At 59.4% G+C, this 26,444-nt stretch carries 26 protein-coding genes, 1 tRNA gene and 1 pseudogene; 9 read left to right on the forward strand and 19 right to left on the reverse strand.

Going from position 1 to position 26,444, the window contains the following annotated elements:
- Positions 1 to 23: 23 nt before the first annotated feature.
- Together N4Q37_RS17745 and N4Q37_RS17750 are read right to left on the reverse strand one after the other, a co-directional pair.
- Complete coding sequence (locus N4Q37_RS17745; protein ID WP_260960779.1) at positions 24 to 716, reverse strand: fumarylacetoacetate hydrolase family protein; 693 nt, start codon at positions 714 to 716, stop codon at positions 24 to 26.
- A 101-nt stretch (positions 717 to 817) separates the two neighbouring features.
- Positions 818 to 2,167 carry an MFS transporter gene (locus tag N4Q37_RS17750; RefSeq protein ID WP_260960780.1) on the reverse strand — a complete coding sequence of 450 codons (1,350 nt, stop codon included), beginning with the start codon at positions 2,165 to 2,167 and terminating at the stop codon, positions 818 to 820.
- A 565-nt stretch (positions 2,168 to 2,732) separates the two neighbouring features.
- Here N4Q37_RS17750 and N4Q37_RS17755 point away from each other — a divergent pair.
- Positions 2,733 to 3,665 carry a helix-turn-helix transcriptional regulator gene (locus tag N4Q37_RS17755; RefSeq protein ID WP_260960781.1) on the forward strand — a complete coding sequence of 311 codons (933 nt, stop codon included), beginning with the start codon at positions 2,733 to 2,735 and terminating at the stop codon, positions 3,663 to 3,665.
- A gap of 30 nt (positions 3,666 to 3,695) precedes the next feature.
- Here N4Q37_RS17755 and N4Q37_RS17760 read toward each other — a convergent pair whose 3' ends face one another.
- The gene (locus tag N4Q37_RS17760; protein ID WP_260960783.1) at positions 3,696 to 4,889 is read right to left on the reverse strand and encodes an MFS transporter; all 1,194 of its coding nucleotides are present in this window, start codon (positions 4,887 to 4,889) and stop codon (positions 3,696 to 3,698) included.
- A gap of 432 nt (positions 4,890 to 5,321) precedes the next feature.
- Between N4Q37_RS17760 and N4Q37_RS17765 the strand changes: the two genes are divergently transcribed.
- The 3 genes and pseudogenes from N4Q37_RS17765 to N4Q37_RS17775 all read left to right on the forward strand — a co-directional run.
- Positions 5,322 to 5,615, forward strand: coding sequence for a type II toxin-antitoxin system TacA family antitoxin (locus tag N4Q37_RS17765; protein WP_260960784.1), 294 nt, complete (start codon positions 5,322 to 5,324; stop codon positions 5,613 to 5,615).
- Positions 5,606 to 6,094 carry a hypothetical protein gene (locus tag N4Q37_RS17770; RefSeq protein ID WP_260960786.1) on the forward strand — a complete coding sequence of 163 codons (489 nt, stop codon included), beginning with the start codon at positions 5,606 to 5,608 and terminating at the stop codon, positions 6,092 to 6,094. Before N4Q37_RS17765 ends, N4Q37_RS17770 begins: the two co-directional genes overlap by 10 nt.
- A gap of 221 nt (positions 6,095 to 6,315) precedes the next feature.
- Positions 6,316 to 6,543 (forward strand): annotated as a pseudogene (locus N4Q37_RS17775) (site-specific integrase); the annotation flags it as partial.
- Positions 6,544 to 6,639: 96 nt separating this feature from the next.
- Here N4Q37_RS17775 and N4Q37_RS17780 read toward each other — a convergent pair.
- Positions 6,640 to 6,729, reverse strand: a tRNA-Ser gene (locus tag N4Q37_RS17780).
- A 308-nt stretch (positions 6,730 to 7,037) separates the two neighbouring features.
- Between N4Q37_RS17780 and N4Q37_RS17785 the strand changes: the two genes are divergently transcribed.
- The 3 genes from N4Q37_RS17785 (at position 7,038) to N4Q37_RS17795 (ending at position 9,947) form a co-directional block, all read left to right on the forward strand.
- Positions 7,038 to 7,727 carry a crotonase/enoyl-CoA hydratase family protein gene (locus N4Q37_RS17785; protein WP_260960788.1) on the forward strand — a complete coding sequence of 230 codons (690 nt, stop codon included), beginning with the start codon at positions 7,038 to 7,040 and terminating at the stop codon, positions 7,725 to 7,727.
- Between the two features lie 214 nt (positions 7,728 to 7,941).
- The gene (locus tag N4Q37_RS17790) at positions 7,942 to 8,664 is read left to right on the forward strand and encodes a 1-acylglycerol-3-phosphate O-acyltransferase (protein ID WP_260960790.1); all 723 of its coding nucleotides are present in this window, start codon (positions 7,942 to 7,944) and stop codon (positions 8,662 to 8,664) included.
- Between the two features lie 311 nt (positions 8,665 to 8,975).
- Complete coding sequence (locus tag N4Q37_RS17795; protein WP_260960792.1) at positions 8,976 to 9,947, forward strand: magnesium and cobalt transport protein CorA; 972 nt, start codon at positions 8,976 to 8,978, stop codon at positions 9,945 to 9,947.
- Between the two features lie 67 nt (positions 9,948 to 10,014).
- Here N4Q37_RS17795 and N4Q37_RS17800 read toward each other — a convergent pair whose 3' ends face one another.
- The 3 genes from N4Q37_RS17800 to N4Q37_RS17810 form a co-directional block, all read right to left on the reverse strand.
- A complete protein-coding gene (locus N4Q37_RS17800; RefSeq protein WP_260960795.1) occupies positions 10,015 to 10,725 on the reverse strand; it encodes an amidotransferase in 711 nt (236 codons plus the stop codon).
- An 85-nt stretch (positions 10,726 to 10,810) separates the two neighbouring features.
- The gene (locus N4Q37_RS17805; protein ID WP_260960798.1) at positions 10,811 to 12,487 is read right to left on the reverse strand and encodes an enoyl-CoA hydratase-related protein; all 1,677 of its coding nucleotides are present in this window, start codon (positions 12,485 to 12,487) and stop codon (positions 10,811 to 10,813) included.
- A gap of 27 nt (positions 12,488 to 12,514) precedes the next feature.
- Complete coding sequence (locus N4Q37_RS17810) at positions 12,515 to 13,720, reverse strand: acetyl-CoA C-acetyltransferase (RefSeq protein ID WP_260960799.1); 1,206 nt, start codon at positions 13,718 to 13,720, stop codon at positions 12,515 to 12,517.
- Between the two features lie 596 nt (positions 13,721 to 14,316).
- On the opposite strand from N4Q37_RS17810, the gene N4Q37_RS17815 reads away from it, so the two are divergent.
- Positions 14,317 to 15,129 (forward strand): c-type cytochrome, encoded by an 813-nt coding sequence (locus N4Q37_RS17815; RefSeq protein ID WP_260960801.1) that lies wholly within the window; start codon positions 14,317 to 14,319, stop codon positions 15,127 to 15,129.
- 111 nt (positions 15,130 to 15,240) lie between these two features.
- Here the strand turns inward: N4Q37_RS17815 and N4Q37_RS17820 are convergent, their stop codons facing one another.
- The 12 genes from N4Q37_RS17820 to N4Q37_RS17875 form a co-directional block, all read right to left on the reverse strand.
- The gene (locus N4Q37_RS17820; protein WP_260960803.1) at positions 15,241 to 16,023 is read right to left on the reverse strand and encodes a transglutaminase family protein; all 783 of its coding nucleotides are present in this window, start codon (positions 16,021 to 16,023) and stop codon (positions 15,241 to 15,243) included.
- 207 nt (positions 16,024 to 16,230) lie between these two features.
- Positions 16,231 to 16,575, reverse strand: a complete 345-nt coding sequence (locus N4Q37_RS17825; protein WP_260960806.1) for a ribonuclease E inhibitor RraB — start codon at positions 16,573 to 16,575, stop codon at positions 16,231 to 16,233.
- 202 nt (positions 16,576 to 16,777) lie between these two features.
- The gene (locus tag N4Q37_RS17830; RefSeq protein WP_260960808.1) at positions 16,778 to 17,014 is read right to left on the reverse strand and encodes a hypothetical protein; all 237 of its coding nucleotides are present in this window, start codon (positions 17,012 to 17,014) and stop codon (positions 16,778 to 16,780) included.
- 135 nt (positions 17,015 to 17,149) lie between these two features.
- Positions 17,150 to 17,758: an START domain-containing protein gene (locus N4Q37_RS17835; RefSeq protein WP_260960810.1), complete on the reverse strand. Its 609-nt coding sequence runs from the start codon at positions 17,756 to 17,758 to the stop codon at positions 17,150 to 17,152.
- Between the two features lie 53 nt (positions 17,759 to 17,811).
- Positions 17,812 to 18,066: a YkgJ family cysteine cluster protein gene (locus N4Q37_RS17840; RefSeq protein WP_260960812.1), complete on the reverse strand. Its 255-nt coding sequence runs from the start codon at positions 18,064 to 18,066 to the stop codon at positions 17,812 to 17,814.
- A gap of 142 nt (positions 18,067 to 18,208) precedes the next feature.
- Positions 18,209 to 18,682: a translation initiation factor 2 gene (locus tag N4Q37_RS17845; RefSeq protein WP_260960814.1), complete on the reverse strand. Its 474-nt coding sequence runs from the start codon at positions 18,680 to 18,682 to the stop codon at positions 18,209 to 18,211.
- 86 nt (positions 18,683 to 18,768) lie between these two features.
- Positions 18,769 to 20,211: an aminotransferase-like domain-containing protein gene (locus N4Q37_RS17850; RefSeq protein WP_260960816.1), complete on the reverse strand. Its 1,443-nt coding sequence runs from the start codon at positions 20,209 to 20,211 to the stop codon at positions 18,769 to 18,771.
- Positions 20,212 to 20,408: 197 nt separating this feature from the next.
- Positions 20,409 to 21,218: an OmpA family protein gene (locus N4Q37_RS17855; RefSeq protein WP_260960819.1), complete on the reverse strand. Its 810-nt coding sequence runs from the start codon at positions 21,216 to 21,218 to the stop codon at positions 20,409 to 20,411.
- A complete protein-coding gene (locus tag N4Q37_RS17860) occupies positions 21,215 to 21,574 on the reverse strand; it encodes a DUF4398 domain-containing protein (protein WP_260960820.1) in 360 nt (119 codons plus the stop codon). The genes N4Q37_RS17855 and N4Q37_RS17860 overlap by 4 nt, the downstream gene beginning before the upstream one ends.
- A gap of 9 nt (positions 21,575 to 21,583) precedes the next feature.
- Positions 21,584 to 22,408, reverse strand: coding sequence for a substrate-binding periplasmic protein (locus N4Q37_RS17865; protein WP_260960822.1), 825 nt, complete (start codon positions 22,406 to 22,408; stop codon positions 21,584 to 21,586).
- A gap of 90 nt (positions 22,409 to 22,498) precedes the next feature.
- Positions 22,499 to 23,428: an electron transfer flavoprotein subunit alpha/FixB family protein gene (locus tag N4Q37_RS17870; RefSeq protein WP_260960824.1), complete on the reverse strand. Its 930-nt coding sequence runs from the start codon at positions 23,426 to 23,428 to the stop codon at positions 22,499 to 22,501.
- Between the two features lie 2 nt (positions 23,429 to 23,430).
- The gene (locus N4Q37_RS17875; RefSeq protein WP_260960825.1) at positions 23,431 to 24,180 is read right to left on the reverse strand and encodes an electron transfer flavoprotein subunit beta/FixA family protein; all 750 of its coding nucleotides are present in this window, start codon (positions 24,178 to 24,180) and stop codon (positions 23,431 to 23,433) included.
- Positions 24,181 to 24,723: 543 nt separating this feature from the next.
- On the opposite strand from N4Q37_RS17875, the gene N4Q37_RS17880 reads away from it, so the two are divergent.
- A complete protein-coding gene (locus N4Q37_RS17880; protein WP_260960828.1) occupies positions 24,724 to 26,388 on the forward strand; it encodes an electron transfer flavoprotein-ubiquinone oxidoreductase in 1,665 nt (554 codons plus the stop codon).
- Positions 26,389 to 26,444 lie beyond the last annotated feature (56 nt).

Consider the following 26,444-nt stretch of genomic DNA (forward strand, 5'->3'; position numbering starts at 1 on the left):
TTCGTTCCTTCTTCAAAAATGATTCAAGGCCGCTGGCCAACGCGCATTTCCAATTGACCGATGCCGTCGATGCCAGCGCTGATCACATCACCGGGTTGCAGCAGATCGACGCCTGCCGGGCTGCCAGTCATGATCAGGTCGCCGGCCCGCAGCGACACCGATTGGGAGATGCGGCTGATCATCTCGCTGACCGACCAGATCTGGCTGTCGAGACTGTCGCGCTGGCGTTCCTGGCCGTTGACGTTCAGCCACAACTCGCCCTCGGGGTGCCCCGACCGCGACACCGGCACGATGGCCGTCATCGGCGCCGCACCGTCAAACACCTTGGCGCCCTCCCACGGCAAACCGTCGCGCTTGGCCAGGCGCTGGACATCGCGCCGGGTCAGGTCCAGGCCAGCGGCGTAACCCCAGACATAGGCCAGCGCCTGCTCCTCGGGGATATTCGCGCCACCTTCACCGATGGCGATGACCAGTTCGATTTCATGAACGAACTCCTCGGTCACCGTCGGGAACGGCACTTCGCCAACGGCGTCCACCACGCATGTCGAGGGCTTCATGAAGAACACCGGCGGCACTCGGGATTCACCCTGGGTATCAGGCCATGGATAGTTGCGACCCACACAAAAGACCCGGCCGACGGGAAAACGCTGCTGACTGCCAAGCACCGGCAAGGTCACTGGCAGGTCCGGGGTAAAGACGTATTCGGGCATGTTCATCCTGATGAAAGTCCTGTGGGAAACGTCAGCGTACGGCGGCAATCCCGGGTGAAGTTGGAGAAATGCCGCCTCGTGTTGGAGAAAAACGGTGAATGTCGGATTCAGCGCGCCTTGAGCTCAATGCGATACAAGCGGCCAAGCAGCAGCGAGTAGGACAAGGTGCCCATCAGCGCGACGCCGCCGATGAACCAGAAGGCCAAGGCGAAGGAGCCGGTCTTGTGCACGATCGCGCCGATCACGATGGGGGTGACGATCCCGCCAATGTTGGCCGCCAGACTGGTGATCCCGCCGGTCAGGCCAATCAGTTCCTTGGGCGCCACTTCCGACACCGCCGCCCACGAGGACGACGCGATACCTTGGGCAAAGAAAGCAATCGTCAGCACGGCAATGCAGATCAGGTTCGAATCGGTGAAATTCACCAGCACGATGGACATACCCAGCATCGACCCCACCACCAGCGGTAACTTGCGGGCGAAGGACAGTGAGTAGCCGCGGCGGATCAACAGGTCGGAGACGATCCCGGCCAGCAAAATGCCCACCGTTGCACCGACGAACGGCAATACGGCGAAGATCCCGGCCTTGATCGTGGTCAGTTGCCGTTCCTCGATCAGGTACGTCGGGAACCACGTAAGAAAGAAATACAGCGCCGACGTGCTGGCGAACTTGCCGATGCAGATCGCCCAGACCTGCCGATGGCTGAACAGCTCAGCGACCTGCCGCCAGTTGAAACGGGTGCGCTCCTGGCTGCTCTTGACCAGCCCGCCCCCGGCTTCGATGTACTTGAGTTCTTCCTGGCTGACCTTCTTGCAGTTCAACGGATCGCGGTACAGGTACAGCCAGGCCACGCCGAAAACGATGCCGAGCGCGCCGGTGCTGTAGAACACATGGCGCCAGTCGAAGGTGGTCGCCAGCCACAGCAACGCACCCGTAAACAACGCCGTGCCCAGGTATTGGCCGCACACGTAGATGCTGCTGGCCAGCCCCCTCTCACGGGCCGGAAACCACACCGTGACCGCACGGCTGTTGGCCGGAAACGCCGGCGCTTCCATCGCGCCGACGGCCAGGCGCAGGCCGAACAACGAGGCAAACCCCGTGGCCAGGCCCTGGCATACGGTGACTGTCGACCAACTGATCAACGACACCCCGTAGGTGAAGCGGGAACCGAAGCGGTCGGCGATGAAGCCCGCAGGCACCAGTGCAATCGCGTAGGTCCAGGCGAACGCCGAAAAAATCAGGCCCATTTCGATCTTGTCCAGCCCCAGGTCCTTGGCCAGGAATGGCGCGGCAATCGAAATGTTCACCCGGTCGATGTAGTTGATGATGGTCGCGATCAAGAGCAACGACAGCATGAACCAGCGCCGTCGCGACGGCAGGCGCGCTGGCACGGCGGCGTCCCGGGTGCCGGCCATCACCGACGCGGCGGTAGTCTGAGAGGTGTGTGGGTTCGACATGGATAGACCTCATTATTGTTGGAAGCGTCGAGATGTTTACGAGCAGCCGAAATCGATGCCCTCGATACCGGGGCAGAACAATCGCTACTGGGGTGAGAGGTGCCGACGGCCGGTGTCAGGTGTTCAAAGAGGCCTTGCGCCAGGATCGGTCGGCGGAGCAATCGGGAGGGTCAACGAGGTACAGGAACAGGTTCATGGAGTGCGCACCTTTTGATTGTTTTTGGAGAGCAGGATGGGTTGCGTGACCCCACAGTGGTCGTACAACAGTTCAAAATCAACCGAGGTGTTAGATCATTTTTACCCGTTGAAACCGTCAACAAGGAACCTGTCCAAAAAAATCAATTCGGCTGAATTCTCCGCTCTGTTTTCATACAATTCATAACATGCTGTTTTTAAACGAAAAATATCACAAGGTCGCCTACGTGTTTTTGGACAGCCACGCTCCGCCGTGGAGCAGCAAAAAATGGCCAGTCGGCGCGATGTCATCGTATAACTTCTTGAAAAACCGCCAGATGCGACGTCACAATCGTCGACATCGCCACGCACCGCAGAGGGTTTCCAGGAGATGTCATCACCGAGTCGAGTCCCTACTTATGTCATGCAGCAACGCAGCGAATTGACGGACTTCTACATCCGCGACAGAAAGGGGCGGCGCGCCGAAACCAGCCCACATCGCCATGAATACTTCCAGGTCCAGATCAACCTTGGCGGCGACACCGTGCAGCACATCGGCAACGTCGAACGGCCGTTTCCGCGCAACACCCTGGCGTTCATCCTGCCCCACCGCGTGCACGTCATTCCGCATCCGGCGGACAGCAATTTCATCGTGATCAATTTCTCCCAGACTTTCCTGCTGCCGCACCTGCAATGCGACCCGATGGACCTGGAAGAAGTCTCGATCCTGCTGGCGCCCGAGCTGTCGCCGTTCCGTTTCCAGGAACACTTGGACTTCATTCTCGAGGACAAGGATTTCAACCAGGTCTGCACGCTGATCGAACAGATGCGCGCCCTGGACGAGAACCGGCAGTTCGGCACCCGCGAGATGCTCAAGGGCTTGCTGCTGCAACTGATTGGCAGCGTGTGCGCCTTGTATGCCGAACCGCTCAAGCGTCTGGCTGAAGAAAATGCCGCCGAGGTCAGCCGCCGCGATGCCCTGGGCCGGATGTCCGAGTACTTGCGCAAGAATATTGCCGACCCGGACCTGAACCTGATCAAGGTCGCCGCGGCGACTTACCTGTCGCCGACGTACCTGACCCACTGGTTGCGCAAGGAAATCGGCAAGACCTTCACCGAACTGGTGCTCGAGCGCAGGATGCATGCGGCACGCAACTATTTGCTTAACGGCACGCGCCCCGTGGGTGAAGTGGCGAGGTTGTGCGGGTTTGCCGACGAGGCCTATTTTTCCAGGCGTTTTCGCCAGATACATGGACAGCCGCCGGGGCAGTTCCGGCGCCAGCAACTCAATCCGGATACGCCGCAATTGGCATTGAATACCTGATGAACGGCTCGTCTCATCAACGAGCCGTTTTTATGTCGCTAGCCGGGTATGCTTGCGCAATTGCCCGGCCAGCCAGCGGCTCGCGCTCAGGAGCCAGGCAAACGATGCGATCACTTGCACGCCAAGCAACATCCCGTCCACACCGGCGCTGCTGATCAGCTTGCCGGCGATGAACGGAAAGCCGAATACGCCAATGAAATAGGAAAGACTGAACAGCAACAGCGCCTGAGCGGTCAGGCCAGGAGGGGCTTCGTTGGCCGCCAGGCCGTTGATAACCGAATAGTTCAGCCCGTAGCCGACTCCGAGCAATGCGGCGGTCAACCCATAGCTGAGACCGTCATGGACCCACTCGCCAAAACCTGTCACGGCGATCAACATGAGGGTGGTCAACAGGCAGGAAGTGGCGAACGGATTGCGCTTGACGACCCAACCGGCAATCAACAATCGACACGCGATAGCCGCGCCCATGAAACCGATGAAAAACAGCGAATAATCCAGCCCTTGATTGGCAGCATAACTGGTCTGGAAACTGCCCAGCCCACCAAAGACCGCCCCTCCCAACCCCACCATCAAAATAGACAACGCGGAGCGCGAGCGCAGTACCGTCGCGGCCGATTTCAACCCGATCTCGACCTTGGTGCCGATCCGCTCGGTAGAAAGTGTTCTGAGCCGCCAAAAATACACACCTCCCAACACCGCCGCGGTCGCCGCGCAGAAGAACGCGGTTTGGAGGGGCAGCCCGAAATGACTGGCCAACTTCCCGGCGAGTGGACCACTGCCGATCCCCGTCAACATGCTGCCCGACAACAGCGCGAAGCAATGAGTCCGCCTGGCAGGCTCCACCATCGCGGCCACAATGATAGGGCCAAGGGTGTAGAACAACCCCCAGCCGATCCCCAACATCAGGCCACACGCCAGCAGTCCGTTGCCGAGCCCGGATATCAGGGCAAACCCCATGGATGCGATAGCTAGAAACGCGGCACCGAGAGCAACACACCGCGCGGCCCCCAGGCGCTGCATCAAATGCCCCGACCCCACCACCGCCGCCAGGGTACTCAACATGGCCACGGCAAAAACCTGCCCCGCGTCACGCTCGCTGCCTCCCAGGGAAGTCACCAGCAGCGAGACCAGGAACGTGGCGCCGTAAGAGATGGACAACAGGAAACTGGCTACGCAAAACAGACCGAACCGCGGGGCATTTTTTTGTTGGGAGATTGGTGGCATCTTCTTTTTTCCACGCGTTGATTGAGACCGATTTTTAGCACGGCCGCGCGTGGGGTTAGTCATTGGAATGGCGGAGTCAGGGTTAGGGAAATCGTATCTTTTGAATGGGTGTTGGAGAGGAGACGCCAAAAAACGGCGGTGTCCGGCATCAGCAGGTGATGGGTTTTGCCTCGGACTGGATGCGGCCAACCTTGCAGAGGCTTTCAGTGCCGGAAATGTCGTTGTTACGCAGGTGGCGGAGTGGGTTGGGCGAGGATTGACAGGGTCACAGGCCGTGTAGCTAAACGATATACGCGTATAGACAATAGCTACACACTCATATAGTGTTAACCACGAAGCCGACTCAACGGCATCAAATCTCAATCGATAGATCTTTCCAACGACTGATCACATTAAGCGAAGCATTGAGGCATCTCCAAGGCGGGAATCTACATGACCGTAAGTATTGAAAACGTCGAAAGATCGAAGCCCGTTCCCATCAACATGCGAGCGGATGAAAAAAAACGGAACCTGATCGATTTGGCAGCTGCTATGTCTGGTCGTGATCGAACCAGCTTTATCCTGGAAGCTGCTTGTCAGAAAGCAGAGGAAGTCATTCTGGATAAGCGTTTGTTCCTTCTCGACGACGTTGCATTTGACGCATTTGAACAGGCAATGGAAGCCAATCCGATTCGAGGTAACAAATGCCTCCAACAACTTCTCGAAAGACCCAAACGATGGAGCTGAGGGCTCCAGAAAAGCTGAACGAAGAACACATCCTGGACGAGTTCGATTCAGGCGTGCAGTCGATCAACGATTACCTTCATCGACAGGCGCGAAAGGCTCAAGCGGCAAAGCAGGCCGTGGTTTACGTTATCTGCCGCAAGGATACGCCTGTCGTCATGGGGTATTACACGCTATCAAGCGGGTCGGTTGCTCGCGAGAACGTGGCTCCGAAAAACCGCCAACGCAACTCCCCGAACGTCCATCCAGTGACGCTTCTGGGTCGCATGGGCATTACTCTCGAAGCCCAAGGCCAAGGCTTTGCAATCGACTTGCTGCAAGACGCGATTGAAAGGACGATTACTGCCTCGGCGGCCATTGGCTCCACCGCGTTGATTGTCCACCCGCTCGACGAGCGGCTGTCCAAATTTTATATAAAGTACGCTGGATTCATCCCTTGCCCAGGGCTGTCACCGGTTACGTTGATGCTGCCGCTGCGGTAACTTTTGGCAGATCTTCGATGCGAGGCGTCTGTTCGAAGAGCCAACGCGATAGCGCTTGGCTGTGGATTGTTGGGCTCATACTATTCAACCAGGCCCTGCCCTTCTCAATGGAGGGCCGGTTGAGTTTCGTCGACAGTATCCATAATAGTTGCCTACCTTTTAGCCGCGCCTCACCCAGCAACATTCCCACTCCAGGTTCTACCCCCTCATCTTGAACGAATAGATCCAAAGTGCGCGGAGCTTACCGTGTTACGAAAACCCGGCGCTCCACTCGCAAGGTGCGGCTGCTGGAGCCTGCGTGGGACGCGCTGCGTAAGCTAGACGCGATCAACCAGACCAAGAGAGCGGAGACGGTAGAGGTCGTCGAGCGGGACAATAAGACGATCCGCAAGCACAAGCTGCGCTTTGTATTTCTGAATACGAATTCACGCCTACTGTTTCCTCCCCATTCCCACCGATGTTCCCATATGGGCCTTTTTTGGCCCTCAGAAAACACAAAACCCCTGAAAACTTTAACGTTTTCAGGGGTTTAGGCGTTTCAAATTTGGCGGTGAAGGAGAGATTCGAACTCTCGATACAGTTTCCTGTATACACACTTTCCAGGCGTGCTCCTTAAGCCACTCGGACACTTCACCGTAGCTCTACAAACTGTTCAGTCTGTCGAGGCGCGCTAATGTAGTCGAAAGCCTTGGCGATGGCAAAGGTTTTTTTCAGAATTTTCATGTGGTTAAGGCCATCCGTCATTTCCAACGCTCTCGGACATGGCAAACCTGCCAATCTTCGGCGCAACGAATGCCCCGCGCGATAGGGGAAGGTGCGGCCGGTTGGGCAGCGCAGCGGGTTCATGGGCCTGGAGCAGTGACCGGCGAGTCAGTCATGGCGCTTTACCTGTCCTGCCCCGGTGGGTAACGTCTGCGTCACTTCTTTTACAAGGAATAGCGTCATGAGCGACTTGATTGCCTACCATCTCGAAGACGGTATCGCGACCCTGACCTTGAACAACGGCAAGGTCAATGCCATCTCGCCCCAGGTGATCACCGCGTTCAACGCTGCGCTGGACCAGGCGACGGCGGATCGGGCGGTGGTGATCGTTACCGGGCAGCCGGGGATCCTGTCGGGCGGTTATGACTTGAAAGTGATGACCGCCGGTCCCAAGGAAGCGGTGAGCCTGGTCACCGCGGGCTCGACGCTGACCCGCCGTATGCTGTCGCACCCCTTCCCCATCGTTGTCGCTTGCCCGGGGCATGCGGTGGCCAAGGGCGCATTCCTGCTGCTTTCGGCGGACTACCGCATCGGTGTGGACGGGCCGTTCAGCATCGGCCTGAACGAGGTGCAGATCGGCATGACCATGCACCACGCCGGTATCGAGCTGGCCCGTGATCGGCTGCGCAAGTCGGCGTTTCATCGTTCGGTGATCAATGCCGAGATGTTCAACCCGCAGGGCGCCGTGGATGCTGGTTTCCTCGACAAGGTGGTCGCCGCCGAAGAGCTGCACGACGCCGCCCTGGAAGCTGCGCGCCAGTTGAAGAAGATCAATATGACGGCCCACAAGAACACCAAATTGAAGGTTCGCAAAGCCCTGCTGGATACGCTGGACAGTGCGATCCTGCTGGATCAGGAAAGCTTCGGCTAACGCCACCAAGTCATTTAACGCTTGCACGGATCATCGTGGCGAGGGAGCGGGTTCCCTCGCCACTCGTTAGGTCGACAGCTCTAGGCCGCTTCTGTCGCGTTACGTTGAAACGTGCGACTTGAACATCATCCATTTCCTACCTCTATAGCAGGCAATTGCCGAAAACAGTGCACGTCCGTACACTGCGCCACCTTTTGTCCCGGTGGACCTGTAGATGCTGTTTGTTCTGCGTATGCTGTTGATGGGCTTGCACTTTTGCCTGGCGGGTGTGTTTGGGACGATCCTGGGCCTGTGTCGACCATTCAATCCGGACAACAGCCGTTTATGCGCACGCCTCTATGCATTGCCAGCCATGTGGATCTTGCGCCTGCGGGTGAAGGCCGATGTTGACACGCTGCGGGGCAAGCCCCAGAGCTGCGTGATCATCGCCAACCACCAATCCAACTATGACCTGTTCGTGTTCGGCAACGTGGTGCCGCGCCGTACCGTGTGCATCGGCAAGAAGAGCCTGAAATGGGTACCACTGTTCGGACAGTTGTTCTGGCTGGCAGGCAATGTGTTGATCGACCGTGGCAACGCGATCAAGGCGCGCCGGGCGATGCTGACCACCACCCATACCTTGCAACATGAGGACACGTCGATCTGGGTGTTCCCGGAGGGCACGCGCAATCTGGGCGAGGATTTGCTGCCCTTCAAGAAAGGCGCATTCCAGATGGCGATTGCGGCCGGGGTGCCGATTGTCCCGGTGTGCGTCAGCAGCTACATCAAGCACATGCGCCTCAACCGCTGGCGCAGCGGCGACATTCTCATACGATCATTGCCGGCAATTCCCACGGCAGGGTTGAGCATGGATGACATGCCCCGGCTCATCGCCCAATGCCGCGAGCAGATGCGCGAGTGCATCGCCTCGATGGACCGGCAGTTGCAAGCCGCGTGAATGAAAACCCGCCCTCACGGCTAATGCCGATCAGTTAAGCCACAAACCCGTGGGAGCAAAGCTTGCTCGCGATACAGGCGCCACGACTTCAGATCGCGTCAACTTCATCGCGGGCAAGCCTTGCTCCCACAACAAGCCTTGCTCCCACAGGGTTTGCACCGTTTGATCCTTAACTGATCGGCGTTACCCTCACGGCGGGTTTTCTTTTGCCGCGACATTGCGCAAATTTTGCTGACGCCCAAGGAACAGGGCGCGCTAAGCTGGGCAAGTGCCTGCTACTGCCATTTTCCAATAAGAAGTGAATCACCATTATGGGTAGAGTCGTTGCCGCTGCGGTCTACAGCGCCGGTAAGAAAGTCACCAACATCACCCTCGACGAAGGCAGCGCCTGGGCTGCAAAACCAGGTCATTTCGTTTGGATCGGCCTGGAAGAGCCGACAGCCCTGGAACTGACCAACCTGCAACGTCAGTTCAACCTGCACGAACTGGCGATCGAAGACGCCATGGAGAAACACAGTCGTCCCAAGCTGGAGACCTTTGGCGACGCGCTGTTCATCGTCACCTACTCGCCGATCCGCAAGGACGGCAAGCTGCAGTTCATCGAAACCCATATCTTTGCCGGCAAGGGCTATATCATTACCGCCCGCAACGGCCATTCGGCGTCCTACGCCCATGTCCGACAACGCTGTGAGGCGCGTCCCCTGTTGCTAAAGCACGGGGAAGATTTCGTCCTCTACGCGATCCTTGATTTCGTCATTGAAAACTACCAACCCATGGGCGAAGCCATCCACGCCGAGATCGATGAGCTGGAGCGCAACGTCCTGTGCAGTTCCCTGAACGAACGGGACATCCAGAACCTGCATAGCCTGCGCCGTGACGTGCTGCGCCTGCGCCGTTATGCGGCGCCGATGGTGGAAATCAGCGAAGAACTGCAAAAACTCGACTTTCCATTCATCGACAAAAACATGGCCCCCTATTTCCGCGATGTGCAGATCCATGTCACCCGACAGATGGAAGACCTGACGACCCTGGCGGACATTGCCAGCCAGACCATTGAAGTCGGTGTGCTGCTCGAAGCTTCGCGCCAGAGCGTGGTGCAGCGCAAGTTTGCGGCCTGGGCGGCGATCCTGGCGTTCCCCACGGCCGTGGCCGGGATCTATGGGATGAACTTCCAGGACATGCCAGAGCTAAGCTGGCAATACGGCTACTTTGCGGTGCTGGGGGTTATTGCGGTGGGCTGCTCCTCGCTGTGGTGGAGCTTCAAACGTTCGGGATGGTTGTAGGAGGCAGCTGCAAGCTGCAAGTTAGCGTCGCCGCTCCGACTTGCAGCTCGTAGCTCGTAGCTCAGACCTACTTCTGAGCTACGAAACGCATCATCCACTCTGCCACCGTCGTGCCATGGTGTTCCTGGTCCAGGCTCGCCATCCCTTTGCTGTAGATCTGCTCGCCGAGGTGTTGCTGGCGAATTTCCAGCAAGGCCCGGGAGTAATCGTGGATGAACTCCGGGTGGCCCTGGAAGCACAGCACCTGATCGTTGATGTGATAGGCGGCGAATGGGCAGAAATCGCTGGAAGCGATCACCGTGGCATTCTCCGGCAGTTCGGTGACCTGGTCCTGGTGACTGATCAGCAAGGTCAGTTCTTCCCTCACCGGGCTCATCCAGGGCGCCTTGGCGGCCAGTTTGTAACTATGGGTGCCCACGCCCCAGCCTTGGGTGGCGCGTTCGCTTTTGCCACCGAGCAACAGCGCCAACAGTTGATGACCAAAGCACACGCCCAACAACTTGTCGCCCCGCTGGTAGCGCTCCAGCAGGTAGGTCTTGAGGGTTTGAATCCAGGGGTCGGTACCGAAGGAGTCGGCTTTGCTGCCGGTGACCAGGTAGGCGTCGAACTGCTCGTCATCGCTGGGGTAATGGCCTTGCATCACGTTGTAGACGACAAATTCGGCGGCAATGGGCTGCTGCGAAAACAGGCGCTGGAACATCTGCCCGTAACCCTGATATTGATCGACCAGTTCTGGACGCAGAATATCGGTTTCCAGAATGCAGATGCGTAGGGACATAAAAAATACCTGACACGATGATGGGAATATTGCACACCCCAGAGCCTGCCTCGAAACACGGTCCCAAGGCAAGCCCCTCAGCGTCTCAGAACAGCACCTGCCTGGCGGCTTTTTCCAGCAATAATGCCGGCGGCGAGAAACGCTCGCCATATTGCTCGGCCAGGTACTGGACCCGAGCCACGAAATCGCGCAATCCATACTGGTTGATGAACTGCAACGCACCGCCGGTCCAGGTCGCGAAGCCAATGCCGAAGATCGAGCCGACGTTGGCGTCGGCGGTCGAGACCAGCAGGCCCTCTTCCAGACAACGCACCGTTTCCAGGGCCTGGACGAACAACAGGCGATCACGGATATCCTGAGGCGAGATTTGCCCGTCGGCTTTCTCGAAACGGCGCCTGAGCGGCGGCCAAAGGTGCTTCTGCCCGTCGGCCAGGTATTCATAGAATCCGCCACCGGCGGCCTTGCCCGGTCGCTGGCACTCAAGGAGCCAGTCGATCACGGTGAATGCCGGATGTTCGATCGGTGTTTTCCCTTCTACTTGAAGGTCCTTGGCAGTTTGCGCGCGGATATGGCTCATCAGGCTGAGGGAAATTTCGTCAGAAATCGCCAACGGCCCGCCCCGCATCCCGGCCTTGCGCGCTTCGGTCTCGATCATCGGCGCACTCACGCCTTCGCCGAGCATGGCGATGCCTTCATGGGTATAGGCGCCGAGTACCCGGGAGCTGAAGGAGCCCGGTCGGTCGTTGAGCACAATCGGCGTCTCGTTGATCTGCAGAACAGAATCGCTCGCTTCGTTGGTGCCGGCGCCCTTGATGATTTCCCAAGACGCAAGACCCTGTGAGTGAGCACCGCCTGCCTTGATCTCGTTGAGCTGGAACCAGAAGGTGCCCATCAGGTTCTTCGCCACCTGGCTAGTCGCAAGCTCGGTGAAATAGCGGGTTTCGATCAGGTGGGCGATGTCGAAATCCACCTGGGCTCCTTCCACTGCGGCACAGAGGATTTTCTCCGGTGCCGGCAGGCACCCCTGGGTCTTGTTACGCAGGATTGAGGGCGCGATCGCCAGCATGGACGCGACGCCAGGGTCGGACGGCGTGCCGCCTGGAATCCGATAGCCCTTCACGTCCCATGGCTGAGCCACGCAGGGGTTAGCAAGAATCCAGGTGCGGGCCTTGGCGAGCAATTGCTCGCGATCTTCTGCCAAATCCTCGATCAAACCGGCCTGCTGCGCTTGTCGAGCACTGACCTTCTGACCTTCGAGCAGATACGGCAAGGCCTTTTCCAGGCCGAGCAGGCGCACCATCCGTACCACCCCGCCGCCACCTGGGAGCAAGCCGAAGGTGACTTCCGGCAGGCCGATCTGCACCGACGGCTGGTCCAGCGCCACGCGATGATGGCAGGCCAGGCAGATTTCCCAACCACCGCCGAGGGCGGCGCCGTTGATGGCCGCCACCACGGGCTTGCCCAGGGTTTCCAAGGCGCGCAATTGCGTCTTGAGTTCCAGGACTGCGTCGTAGAAAACCTGGGCTCTGGTTTTGTCGACGTTGATCAGTTCGTTGAAATCGCAACCCGCTGAGAAGGTGCGCTTGGCCGAGGTGATGATCACTCCGGCAATCGAATTCTTTTCAGCCAGCAAACGCTCGACACAGGCGGCCATGGCCTGGCGGTACAGGGCGTTCATGGTATTAGCGCTCTGGCCCGGTGAATCCAGGGTCAGGACGACGATCCGGTCCGGGCCGGTTTCGTAGCGGATGGCATCGGTCATGAAAAAAGCATTCCTTGAAGTCGGGGCTCAGAGGCGTTCGATGACGGTGGCAATGCCCATGCCGCCACCGACACAGAGGGTCGCCAGGCCATAGCGCAGACGCCGCGCCTCCAATTCGTCGAGCAACGTGCCAAGGATGGCGCACCCGGTAGCACCCAAGGGATGCCCCAGTGCGATGGAGCCGCCATTGACGTTGACCTTGGCGGGGTCGATGGCCATGTCCTTGATGAACTTGAGCACCACGCTGGCGAAGGCTTCGTTGACTTCGAACAGGTCGATGTCCTGCACCCGCAACCCAGCCTTGGCCAACGCCTTGCGAGTGGCCGGCGCCGGGCCGGTGAGCATGATGGTCGGGTCGGTGCTGATGACGGCCGTGGCGACGATTCGCGCCCGAGGCTGCAAACCCAGGGCAAGCCCCTTGGCTTCGGAACCGATCAACATCAGGGCGGCTCCGTCGACGATGCCGGAACTGTTGCCCGGCGTGTGCACATGGTCGACTCGCTCGAGCTGGCTATAGACCCGCAGCGCCGTGCCGTCGAAGCCCATCTGGCCCATGGTCGCGAAACTCGGCTTGAGCTTGCCCAGGCCTTCGAGCGTGGAGTCGGCACGGATGAATTCGTCGTGGTCCAGCAGGACAATGCCGTTCTGGTCCCGCACCGGCACCAGGGATCTATCGAACGAGCCATCGGCCCGGGCGCGTGCCGCTTTCTGCTGGGAATGCAGCGCATAGCGATCGACGTCCTCGCGGCTGAAGCCTTCCAACGTGGCGATCAGGTCGGCGCCGATGCCTTGGGGGATGTAATGCCCGTGCAGGTTGGCTTGCGGGTCCAGCGCCCACGCACCGCCATCGCTGCCCATGGGCACCCGCGACATGGACTCGACGCCACCGGCCACCACCAGGTCTTCGAACCCGGAGCGCACTTTCATGGCGGCCAGGTTGACCGCCTCCAGGCCCGAGGCGCAAAACCGGTTGAGTTGCACGCCCGGCACGCTGACGTCCCAATCGGCCAGCAGCGCCGCAGTCTTGGCGATATCGGCGCCCTGCTCGCCGATCGGGGTCACGCATCCGAGCACAATGTCGTCGACCTGGCGGGTGTCCAGGCTCATGCGTTGCTGAAAGGCGTCGAGCAAGCCAGCCAGCAAGGTGATCGGCTTGACACTGTGCAAGGCGCCATCGGCCTTGCCTTTGCCACGTGGGGTACGTAACGCGTCGAAAATCAAAGCTTCGGTCATGAATTCCTCGCCAAAACCGGGGGCATTGCGATGCCTCCAACCATAAGCCCCGCGGCGCGGGATTCAATGACCACAGCGCTCAACGGGGTTGACGACCACGCTCAGACGAACGGTAGCGAGCTATCGGGTTAACCGATTCAGGAGAGCGAGCTGTCTAGCAAAAGGGCCGGCAAGAAGGTGGCAATAGGCCTCATACCGTTCTGATAGCAAAAAGCGTCAAGCTCATACAAATTGGATCTAAACCAAGGCCTCCGGGCCCCCTAATGTAATCCTTGTACAAGCGAGTCGTCGGGTTTTGCCGAGACACTTGTCAGACAGGAAGTGCAACGCCAGCCGTCATGGAGATATGCAGGTTGGCCTTCAGGAAATAACAAAAAAGGCGGGTCAGCCATGTTCAAGCATTCGAAAGTTCGTCAAGCCGGACTCATTCTCTTCGCCACGACACTGCTGTTGATTTTGCCGAATATCCCCAAGATGATCGGCTGAGGCCCGTGCGCCAGCACCTGCGCCCTCAAAAAACCTGACGGTCGCGTTGTTCGAGCCGTGGTGGCTGTGCCAATCTTTGCGCCCCCCTCTCGACATGGATGGCGATTCAGTTGAAAACTCTCATAGTGTTCGGGGCGTTGCTGCTCAGCACGCCCCTGTATGCCGCGCAACTGGTGATGGAGCTCGGCTCGACGACGCGCACCTGGCAAACCGAAGAATTGCTCAAGCATCCGGAAGCCCGGACGGTCGAGATTCCTGAAGACGTTTCCTACAAGAAGCCGATGAGTTATCGCGCCGTACCGTTGACGGCGTTGCTGACAGGCATTAAGCCGGACGATCATCTGCAAGCCGTCGCCTCGGACGGCTTCGCCGCCGAAATGCCTGCGGCGCCACTGCTCAACACCCGCGGCGCCCGGGCCTGGCTGGCCATCGAGGATCCTGCCAAGCCATGGCCACCGTTGGGTGAAGGCAAGCACAGTGCCGGGCCGTTCTATCTGGTCTGGACGGATCCGCAGGCCAGCCATATCAGCCCGGAACAATGGCCGTACGCGGTGGCGACGATCAAGCGTCTGTCAGCCGTGGCTGACCGTTTCCCGGCCTTGCTGCCGGCGCCCAACCTGGCCAAGGACGATCCGGTCAACAAAGGGTTCGAGCTGTTCCAGAAAAACTGGCTGGCGTGCCATCGGCTCAACGGCGCGGGTGATGCACAGTTCGGCCCGGACCTGAACGTCCCCTTCAACCCGACCGAATACTTCTCGGCAGGTTTCCTCAAGCGCTACATCCGCGACCCACAGGGCCTGCGTCACTGGCCACAAGGCAAGATGCCGGGGTTCTCGGCGGCGGTGCTGCCGGATTCGGAGCTGGATTTGCTGGTGGGGTATTTGAAGCATATGGCGGGACGCAAGCAGCCGTTGAAGCCATAAGTTCGCTTGGCTTGCTTGCGATGGGCTTCTACACCCGGAAAGACCGCGTCGCCTGCACGCGGGCAAGCCTCGCCACAGATTGATCCCCTCGCCACGTTGAATGCGGCGCCGCTATTGCTGCGGTGTCTCGACCAGCTTGGCGTGTATCTGTTCGCAACCGCCACCGCGCTGCAACCCACGCACCGGGCAGGCGTCCAGGTAATCCAGGCCCACGGCCAGTTTCAGGTGCCGCTCCGGGCGGGCCAGTTGGTGAGTGACGTCGAAGCTGTACCAGGCGCCGTCGAACCAGGCCTCAGCCCAGGCATGGCTCGTCAAGTGGGCGCTCTGCTCGCTGAACAGATACCCCGACACATACCGCGCTGGAATGCCCAGGCTGCGAGCACAGGCCAGGAATGCATGGGCATGGTCCTGGCAAACCCCGCTACGACCGGCAAAGGCCTGGGCCGCGCGGGTCTCGATTGTCGTGACGCCAGGGGTGTAGGTCATGTGCTGGTTCAGCCCGTGCATCAGGTCGATCAGTGCCGTGCGATTGCGACGCTGCTTGCATTGTTGCGCGGTAAAGGCTCGAAGGGGCTCGTCCGCCTCGGTTAACCGGGTGAATCGCAAGAACGGCAGCGCCGACTGACTTTCATGCTCGGCTTCGCACAGCGGGTCGATGTCCACCTGGCCACGGGCGCCGATGATGATCGTCTCGTGGGGTTCGTCCAGGGTCAGTACATGCAGGATATTGCCGAACGGATCCAACTGCGCCCGCACCGGCCGCGGCAGGTCGAGTTGCCAGCTCAACACCTGTTGGCGCTCGCTGTCGCGGGGCGTCAGGCGCAGGTACTGGATACTGGCTTGAACCTGGCCGGCATAGTGGTAGGCCGTTTCGTGACTGATCGTAAGTCTCATATGACCTCCTGGCAGGACTCGTGGATAGCGGGGCCGCTATCGCGAGCAAGCTTTGCTCCCACAGCTTCTGAGCTGAGTCCGTACTCCCGCAAATCACTTGTGGGAGCAAAGCTTGCTCGCGATGGCGATGGGTCAGCCGGATCGTCGGCCCGAACATGAAAACGGCCGACACTAAGGTCGGCCGTCGCTGCGGTTGCGTGAAGGGTATCAGGCTTGCAGGCGCCGGATCTCCTGCTTGACGCCCCAGCCTTCGATAACGCCGCCCAAGGGCTCGACCACCGCCTCGAAATCTTGTTCGAAATCGCCAATATCATCGTATGTGGCGTACATCACCCGACTCAGTTCCAACGACCAGGCACCGTCATCTCGTGCACTGATCTGGGCATTGAGCGATTCGCCCCGAAGAAAATGGCCTGCCGCCCTACGCGCCCGCTCCTCGTCGGGGAAAATGGCGTAGAACTCGATGGGATGAAATCGGGAAAAATCGAAACCGCCTTCTTTCATGCGGCGCAGCACGCTGGTGCTGATGTCTTCTTGATAGGCTGTGCTCATGAAACGTCCTCCTGAAAACCAATGGATAGACTTTCCGTCTTCCCGCGCGAGCAACCCGCAGGCTGGACGCGATACGGCATGAATAACCGTTGGGACACAAGCATGTAGCTGACAAGACCGGACCTGAGCGATCCTTTCGCTGATCTCAGTTGCAGAGTAGCCTCAAGTCGTCACCACTGCCAAGCGGGGCCAGACACCGACTTCATGAAATCGGCGTAATGCTGATGATTTCGATGCTGTGCTGGGACTTGAGGTTCTTGACGGTCGGCTCCGGGGTGCGACCTTCCAGGTCGTTGAGATCCAGTTGCGCGGGCACTGGAAGCAGCCTTTCGCGAATCCATTGTGCAGCCTGTTCCATCGTGGGCTCCTGTTCATAGTCGAACTGCTCGGCGAGGGTCTCGCCGTGATCATCAACGAAAGTGATTTCCCACTTTTGCATCGCTGTCTCCTCGATCGATTCAGAACCTGGCTTACCTCTATCTCGACATTGCAGGCTGAATAATCGTTCCGCTGAGTCGTTGGGCGCCCTTATGAAAAAACCGCCTCGCGGGCGGTCTTTTCATACAGTCGTCGATTACTTCTCGGCGCGCTCCCTCAAGGACTTCAGGGTATTGAACGGCGCATCCACCACGAATTTGTTGGCCAGCCAGGATGGAACATCACCACCCGGCTCAGTGTGGACCTGGTAGACCACTTCGACCTGGCCCGCGCCCTTGGGAGTGAACTTCCAGAACCCGTCGACCTGGGTCACGCGCACAAAACCCTTTTCCTCGGGCAGGTAAGTCGGCACACCCTTGAGGTGCCGAGTCAGACTGCCATCGGCGCCTTCTTCCGTGGTGACCTCCAACACCGAGTCACGGGAAGTGACCGGCCATGGTGTGTTGAACTGGGTGTAGGTCCAGCTCTTGTTGGTTTCATGCTTGAGCAGCTTCTGGCTCCTGCACTCATGAATCCAGGCGCAGGCTCCGGGAACGTCTTCCTGCAGCGCCCGCAGCTTTTCCAAGCTGGTTTTCATGACGGTCACGCCTCGGTAGGCCTTGTATTTGGAGCCGGCCACTTCACTGAGGGACACCTTGATACCATCCTGTTCCTTGGCGACTTGCCAGTCTTCGGCCTGGGCAGCGGCCGTGGCCAACAAGGCAGTCAACCCACACAGCACAGCCATACGATGCAGCGAACCCATAGTCTTTTCCTTATTGTCCAAGTTCGTTCATTTGAATGCCGTTCATTGCGCCATTACGCAGCCGTGATTTGCTCCCACCAACCGATCAGCCGGATGGCCTCTTCGCTGCTGTTGCCGCAGACCTCGATGTCGGCCTGGAAACCCGAGCACACCGCCGGGCGTTCTGGCTGGCCAAAGATCTGGCACAGGTTATCGACCGACAACTGCACGCAACGTTCGCCCGCAGGCTTGCCTTGGGGCATTCCCGGAATGGACGAGCTGATGGAAGGGGCAATGCAACACGCGCCACAGCCTTCACGGCATTTCATGACGACAACATCCTCACGGCAGGTAATGGTTGGTAACGGGACACAGAGTAACGGCTAAAACAGTTGTTTTAAATTACCGTCGGCGTGTTTTTTCCCCACGATCGGATGACTGAACAGTCAGCGACGAACAACATCCCCTGGCTTACTGCTTGAACTCGATGTCCAGCGCCGCGCCTTCCACTTCATAACGCTCCTGGTTACGCAATGGCAGTTGCATTTCGTTGCTCAGCAAACGGCCATTGAGTTGGAACGGCCCGGGCTTCTCCCCGAACATCGACGGCAATAAAGGTTCGCGCTTGGACATCGACACTTTGCCGGGGGGCTGGAGTTGTTCGACCATGTCCCGGGGCAAGCTCAGATCCAGCTTGGCCGGTGGTAGAGGCGTCTGGGCGATCTCATGGGCAGATTGGCTCTTGGACGCAATCGGCGCTCGTTTCTTCGCCGTGGCAGCGGCTTTCTTGGCCGGTGTCTTTTTAACGACCGCCGGCTTTCCAGGTGCTTTTTTCGTGACCTGGGCCGACGGCTTCTCCGATGCCGAAGCCGCCACGACACCCCCTGCATGGAAGGCAGTCAACAGGCCGATCAAGACCCACGCGGCAGGAAAAATGGCTTTCATAAAACATCACGACACTGGCGACACAGGTGCCCATGCTCGCCTGATAACAGGGCGCTGACAAGTGCGTCGGATGATGCCGCTGGCGCCTAAAGAAATCCGTTGGCCGTCTCTTGGCATAATTGCTTCGCCAACAGCCCCAGCGTCATCAACGCCCGCTCTGCCTCGCGGTTCCAGGGGATACCACAGTTCAGGCGAATACAGTGGTTGAACTGCTCGGTATTACTGAAAATCAGCCCTGGCGCAATACTGATACCTTGCTGCAAGGCTTGCACATGCAGTTCCTGGGTGTTGACCCGCCCCGGCAGGCTGACCCACAGGATGAAGCCTCCGGTGGGACGACTCATTTGCGTGCCCTCGGGGAAGTGCTGCTGCACCGCCAACTGGAAAGCACTCAGGTTCTTGCGGTACTCCTGGCGGATATAGCGCAGGTGTCGGTCATAACCGCCGTTCTCAAGATACGCCGCGATCCCCATCTGCGTGACGCTGCACGCCGAATGGGTGCTGAAGGTCTGCAAGCGCTGGATTTCCTGCTGGAACTTGCCGGCGATCATCCAGCCGATGCGCACGCCCGGCGACAAAGTCTTGGAAAAACTCGAGCAATAAATGACCCGGTCCAGCCGATCGTAGGCTTTGAGGGCCTTGGTGCGGCCTTGCTCGAACATCAGTTCGCCGTAGATATCGTCCTCGACGATCTGGATGTCGAAGTCCGACGCCAGGCGCAGCAATTGCTTCTGCCGCTCCTCGGGCATGGTGCCGCCGAGGGGATTGCTCAGGCGCGTGGTCAGCACCAGCGCTTTGATCGACCACTGGTTTGCCGCCAGTTGCAAGGCTTCCAGGCTCATGCCGGTCACCGGGTCACTGGGGATCTCGATGACCTTGAGCCCCAGCAAGTCCGCCAGCTGCAACAAGCCGTAGTAGGTGGGTGACTCGGCGGCAATCAGGTCCCCGGGCCGGGTCAGCACCCGCAGGGACATTTGCAACGCGTCGACACAGCCGTGAGTGATCACTACCTCGGAAGGGTCCACCACGACACCGGCGTCACGCATGCGGATGGCCACCTGGCGACGCAGCGGTTCGAAGCCCGGGCTGAACATGTAGCTGAATGCCCGCGGGCTATGGAAACGCGTGACCTTCGCCAATTGCTGGTGCAATGCCCGAACAGGCAGGTAGTCGACGCTCGGCACCGCCGCCCCCAGCGGAAACACGCCCTCGCGACGCGACTCCACCAACACCTGCTGGATGATGCTGCTGCGCGTCACCAGCCCCGGACGTTCGACCCGGGCAATGTCCGGGGTCGACGCCGTCAAGGCTGGCGTCTGGTGCACGTAGTAACCCGATTGTGGCCGCGCGCGGATCAACCCCTGGTCTTCAAGATTGGCGTAGGCCTGCAACACCGTGGCATGGCTGACGTTGAGTTGCGAGCTCATCTTGCGCACCGACGGTACGCGCTCACCCGGCTGGTACACACCGCGCCGGATGTCTTCAGCCAGCTGTTGAGCAATACGTTGATAGAGCAGAAGGTTGGTCATGACGCAGCACTCGATTTCACGGGCATTTTATTCTTGTGGGAAACGATACCGGAACAGTTTAGAAGTGTACTGGGACAGTTGCCAGATTACTCGACAGTACAGTGGGGTGACAGCCCCAACTGTACTAATCGCATGAGCGCAGGCTCAAAAAAACCCGGCGCCTTCTAAAGGGGCCGGGTTTTCCAGTGACGCAGCCCTCAGCGGGCGGCGCCGAGCTGGCCTTTCTCGTCGGAGAACACGATCTCGACGCGACGGTTCTGCGCCCTGCCCCGCTCCGAAGCGTTGACGTCCACCGGGTACTCGTCACCGTAGCCTTCGACCTGGATGCGTTTTTCGTCGATCCCCAGGTCCACCAGCACATCGGCCACCGCCTGTGCGCGATCACGCGACAACTTCAGGTTCTCCTGTTTACCCCCCGTGCTGTCGGTATAACCCTCGATACGCACCACACGCTTGGGATTGAGCTGCATGAACTGGACGATCTTGAGCACAACCCGATTGGCCGAGTTTTTCAGTTCGGCTTCACCGGCGTCGAACAGCACATCGCCAAGGGTCATCACCAAGCCGCGATCGGTCTCGGTGGTCGCCATCGCCATGATCTGTTCTTCGAGCCACTTGCCCTGCTGCTGGACACTCAACAACTTGGATTCGCGCAAGGCCAATTGCAGGCGCTGGCGCTCCAGTTCGAGCTTCGCCGCGCGCTCTTCGTTGAGCAACTTGTTGCTGTGCTCGCGGGCGATCGCACTGTAGCGCTGGCTCAGGTAGGCGTAATGCTGCACATCCTCGCCGCTGCCCCAGTAGCTGGACAAACGATCGGCACGGGCCAGGGATTCGCCGGCGCGGATGACGTCCTTGGGCGCAGCACGCAGCACGTTGGCGTCTTCCTTGACCTTCTGGAAGTCGGCACTGGCCTGATCAAGCGCGGCCTCGCTACGCTGGCCGGCGCAACCATACAAACTGGCCAGGCCCGCCAGAAGCAAGCCGCCGAATACGTGGGAGTGCTTCATTGGGCGTCCTCCCGCAACTGCTTGCGCAAACGCTTGATGCGGGTGTCGAGCACGTTCAATTGCTCCTGGCTCTTGAGGGTCAGCACCTTCGCCTCGGCCAGGCGTGCGTCCAGTTCGGCCTGTTCGGAGCGCATGCGGGCCTTCTTGTACGATTCGTCGGCCATGTTGGATTTGGCTCGGGCAAATTTTTCTTCAGCCAGTTTCAACTCGGGTACTTCGTCGGCAGTGGCGCCTACGGCACGGGCCTGCTCAAGTGCCTGTTCAGTCAGGCGGATCTGTTCATTCGGCGCCGGATCGGCTGCGCAGCCCGCCAGAGCCAGAACGGCCAGGGCAGCGGAAAGAGGTCGAATAGTCACTAATGTTCCCTACTGTTTGGGGGCACTGACAGATGGCTGCAACTGTGTGTTCCAACGCTCCAGATTGCGCTGCAACACAGCCTCCGTCAGGCCGGACGCGGCCAATTCTGTCATCTTTTGCGCCAGCTGTCCGCGCAACCATGGGTCATTGCAGGCGGAGTTGTGGGAAACCGCCACAAACAGTCCCGGTTTATCCACCGCTTGCGGTGCGGCCTGAAGATCGTTCGCCATGCCCAGTGTCTGAGCCATTGCCAGGCCCGAGTAGCGTCCCGCCAGTACATATTCCACCTCTCCCAACAGCAATTTCTGAAAGGCCTGGGTCAGGTTTGGCGTGCGGGTCAGGGACAATTGCTGCTCGGCAAAAACGCCAAATCCCTGGGTCATGCGAGACTTTTCCGACAAGGCGCCGCGATGGCCATGAAGGTCGCCGGGCTGGTTGAAGGCCAGGGTCGAATCCTTGCGGGTCCAGACCAGATAGTCGTTTTCCAGCAACGGTGGATGAATGTAGTCCAGGGTTTCAAGTTCCGTCGTAGTCAACGGCACGTCGGCGAGCAGGTCCATGCGGCCGCTGCGCACTTCATCCAGTGCCTGGGCGCGCTTGCCGGCGTAGAGCAGTTCGATCTTGATCCCCAGCTCCTGCGCCACTTGCGTGAGCAGGTCGGCACTGGCGCCGATCAGGTGCTTGGGGTCTTGCGGGTCTTGCCAAAGGTAGGGTGGCGCATCCGGGCTGCCGGTGGCGATCAGTCGCTCACACTTGCCGGCCGCGGCTGACAGGTCCGGCACGAGCGCCAAAGCGCATAACAACGACCCACCTGCCAAACGGCGCAGATCCATGGCGATATGCTCCTCTGATACAGAAATAAAAAACCCGACCAAAGGGCCGGGCTCTTTATAAATGAAGACGTTATAAGTGAAGAGGCCGGATTAGACCAGCTTCTCCAGCTCAGGGACGGCTTCGAACAGGTCCGCTACCAGGCCATAGTCAGCCACCTGGAAGATCGGCGCTTCTTCGTCCTTGTTGATCGCCACGATCACCTTGGAGTCTTTCATGCCGGCCAGGTGCTGGATCGCGCCGGAGATACCGACGGCGATGTACAGCTGTGGCGCCACGATCTTGCCGGTCTGCCCGACCTGCATGTCGTTGGGTACGAAACCTGCGTCGACCGCCGCGCGGGAAGCGCCGACGGCAGCGCCCAGCTTGTCGGCCAGGGCGTACAGGTGCTTGAAGTTGTCGCCGTTCTGCATGCCACGACCGCCGGAAACGACGATCTTGGCAGCGGTCAGCTCAGGACGGTCGGACTTGGCCAGTTCTTCGTTGACGAAGCTGGAAATGCCGGCGTCATGGGCAGCGCCCACGGCTTCGATGGCAGCCGAGCCACCTTCGGCGGCAACCGGGTCGAAACCGGTGGCGCGCACGGTGATGACCTTGATCGCAGCAGTCGATTGCACGGTAGCGATGGCGTTACCGGCGTAGATCGGACGGGTGAAGGTGTCGGCGCTCACTACCGAGATGATCTCGGAGATCTGGTCGACATCCAATGCAGCGGCCACGCGCGGCAGGATGTTCTTGCCGTTGGAGGTGGCGGCGGCCAGGATGTGGCTGTAGCCCTTGCCCAGCTCGACTGCCAGTGGCGCGACGTTCTCAGGAAGCTGGTGCGCGTAGGCGGCATTGTCCGCGTTCAGGACCTTGCTGACGCCAGCGATTTTCGCTGCAGCTTCGGCCACGGCGCCAGCGCCCTGCCCGGCCACCAATACGTGGATATCGCCACCGATCTTGGCAGCGGCAGCAACAGTGTTCAGCGTGGCCGGGGCCAGCGCCTTGTTATCGTGTTCGGCGATTACGAGGATAGTCATGATCAGATCACCTTCGCTTCGTTTTTCAGTTTCTCGACCAGTTCAGCCACCGACTTGACCTTGATACCCGCGCTGCGTGCCGCTGGCGCTTCGACTTTCACGGTCTTGTTGGTGGAGGCGGTGGAAACGCCCAAAGCATCTGGAGTCAGCACTTCGAGAGGCTTCTTCTTGGCTTTCATGATGTTTGGCAGGGACGCGTAGCGCGGCTCGTTCAAACGCAGGTCGGTGGTGACGATGGCCGGCAGTTTCAGGGAAACCGTCTGCGCGCCGCCGTCGATTTCGCGGGTCACGGCAACCTTGTCGCCGCTGACTTCGACTTTCGAGGCGAAGGTGCCCTGACCGTAGCCGCTCAATGCCGCGAGCATCTGGCCAGTCTGGTTGTTGTCGCTGTCGATGGCTTGTTTGCCAAGGATCACCAACTGCGGCTGTTCCTTGTCGACCACCGCCTTGAGCAGTTTGGCCACGGCCAGGGAAGTCAGATCTTCAGCGGATTCGACGAGGATGGCGCGGTCGGCACCCAGTGCCAGCGCGGTGCGCAGTTGTTCCTGGGCGGTGGTCGGGCCGATGGACACGACGACGATCTCAGTCGCCACGCCTTTTTCCTTCAGACGTACGGCCTCTTCTACGGCGATTTCGCAGAAAGGGTTCATCGACATCTTGACGTTGGCGAGGTCGACGCCGGAGTTGTCCGCCTTGACGCGAACCTTGACGTTATAGTCGACCACTCGTTTGACAGCTACAAGAACCTTCATGGATTCCTCGTTACTCTCCGGTGAAAAGAAAGTCGCCTAGGCGAACCTGGCGGTTGATGCTCGTGGGTGCAAGGGCACCTCTAAAAACGCCGGCATGAACCACACATGACCTTGCTCACGGCGTGAAGACCATTTGTCACGGATGACCGATGAGTCATTCATTATCGCGGCGTGTAAACTGCGCATCCGAACCGCGCAATACGTCATTTCCTGGGCGCCTTCGCCCTGCCTTTAGAGGTGCTCTTGGAACCGACAGTCAGCCTACGGCGAGCGCAAAACCGCCCGTATCTTGACCGGAACACCTATTCCGGTCAATACGGCAAAATGGCCAGTCATAAGCCGTACGTCAGTGATTTATCTGGGCTGCGGCTATTTCAAACAAACGTTTGTATTGGACCCTGAGAGTGGTGTAGATATAATGCGCCGCCAAGAGAGAACGCGGGTCATCCATTGTTGCTTTCGGTGCTTTTTGCTAAGGAAACAACGGATGCAACGTCACCCTCCAATTAGAAAAACCGTGAGCCTTGAGTAGGAGATAGCCCTGTGGAACGCGAATACATGGAATTCGACGTGGTCATCGTCGGTGCCGGCCCCGCTGGCCTGTCTGCCGCCTGTCGCCTGAAACAGAAGGCCGCCGAAGCCGGTAAGGAAATCAGCGTCTGCGTGGTTGAAAAAGGCTCGGAAGTCGGTGCGCACATTCTCTCCGGCGCGGTGTTCGAACCACGAGCCCTGAACGAACTGTTCCCGGACTGGAAAGAACTCGGTGCACCGTTGAACACGCCGGTCGCGCGTGATGACATTTATGTCCTGAGAAACGCCGAGGCCGCGAGCAAAATACCTGACTTCTTCGTGCCCAAGACCATGCACAACGAAGGCAACTATATTATTTCCCTGGGCAACCTGTGCCGCTGGCTGGCCCAGCAGGCCGAAAACCTGGGCGTGGAAATCTACCCGGGCTTCGCCGCCCAAGAGGCGCTGTTCGACGAGAACGGCGTGGTGCGCGGGATCATCACCGGCGACCTGGGTGTCGACCGTGAAGGCAATCCGAAGGAAGGCCTGTACACGCCAGGCATGGAACTGCGTGGCAAATACACGCTGTTCGCCGAAGGCTGCCGTGGCCACATCGGCAAGCAACTGATCAAGCGCTTCAACCTGGACAGCGACGCGGACGCCCAGCACTACGGCATCGGCCTGAAGGAAATCTGGGAGATCGACCCGGCCAAGCATCAACCTGGCCTGGTGGTGCACACCGCCGGCTGGCCGCTGGACATCATGGGCACCGAGAACACCGGCGGTTCCTTCCTTTATCACCTGGAAAACAACCAGGTGGTGGTCGGCCTGATCGTCGACCTGTCCTACAGCAACACCTTCCTGTCGCCGTTCGACGAATTCCAGCGCCTCAAGCATCACCCGGTGCTCAAGCAGTACCTGGAAGGTGGCAAGCGCGTCAGCTACGGCGCCCGTGCCATCTGCAAGGGCGGCCTGAACTCGCTGCCGAAAATGGTCTTCAAGGGCGGTGCGCTGATCGGTTGCGACCTCGGCACCTTGAACTTCGCCAAGATCAAGGGCAGCCATACCGCCATGAAATCCGGCATGCTCGCAGCCGAAGCCGTGGCCGATCGCCTGTTCGCCGAGTCCGAAGGTGGTGATGAACTGACCGCCTACGTCGACAGTTTCAAGAACAGCTGGTTGTACGAAGAGCTGTTCGCCAGCCGCAACTTCGGTGCAGCGATCCACAAATACGGCGCGATCGTCGGCGGCGGTTTCAACTGGATCGACCAGAACATTTTCGCTGGCAAGCTGCCGTTCACCCTGCATGACAACAAACCGGACTACGCCTGCCTGAAGCTCGCCGCCGATTGCAAGAAAATCGATTACCCGAAACCGGACGGCAAGATCAGCTTCGACAAACTCAGCTCGGTGTTCATCTCCGGTACCAACCATGAAGAAGAACAACCTTGCCACCTGAAGCTGACCGACCCAAGCATCCCGCTCGGCAAGAACCTGCCGCTGTACGACGAACCGGCCCAACGCTACTGCCCGGCCGGCGTGTATGAGGTGGTGACCCAGGAAGACGGCGAGAAGCGCTTCCAGATCAACGCCCAGAACTGCGTGCACTGCAAGACCTGCGACATCAAGGACCCTGCGCAGAACATCACCTGGGTGACGCCGGAAGGCTCCGGTGGGCCGACTTACCCGAACATGTAAGCCGATTCGCTAGGAAGGCTCCCGCAATGGGGGCCTTCTTGTTGCCTGCAATCCCA

The organism is Pseudomonas citri (genome assembly GCF_025336485.1).
In the GTDB taxonomy this organism is placed as follows: domain Bacteria; phylum Pseudomonadota; class Gammaproteobacteria; order Pseudomonadales; family Pseudomonadaceae; genus Aquipseudomonas; species Aquipseudomonas citri.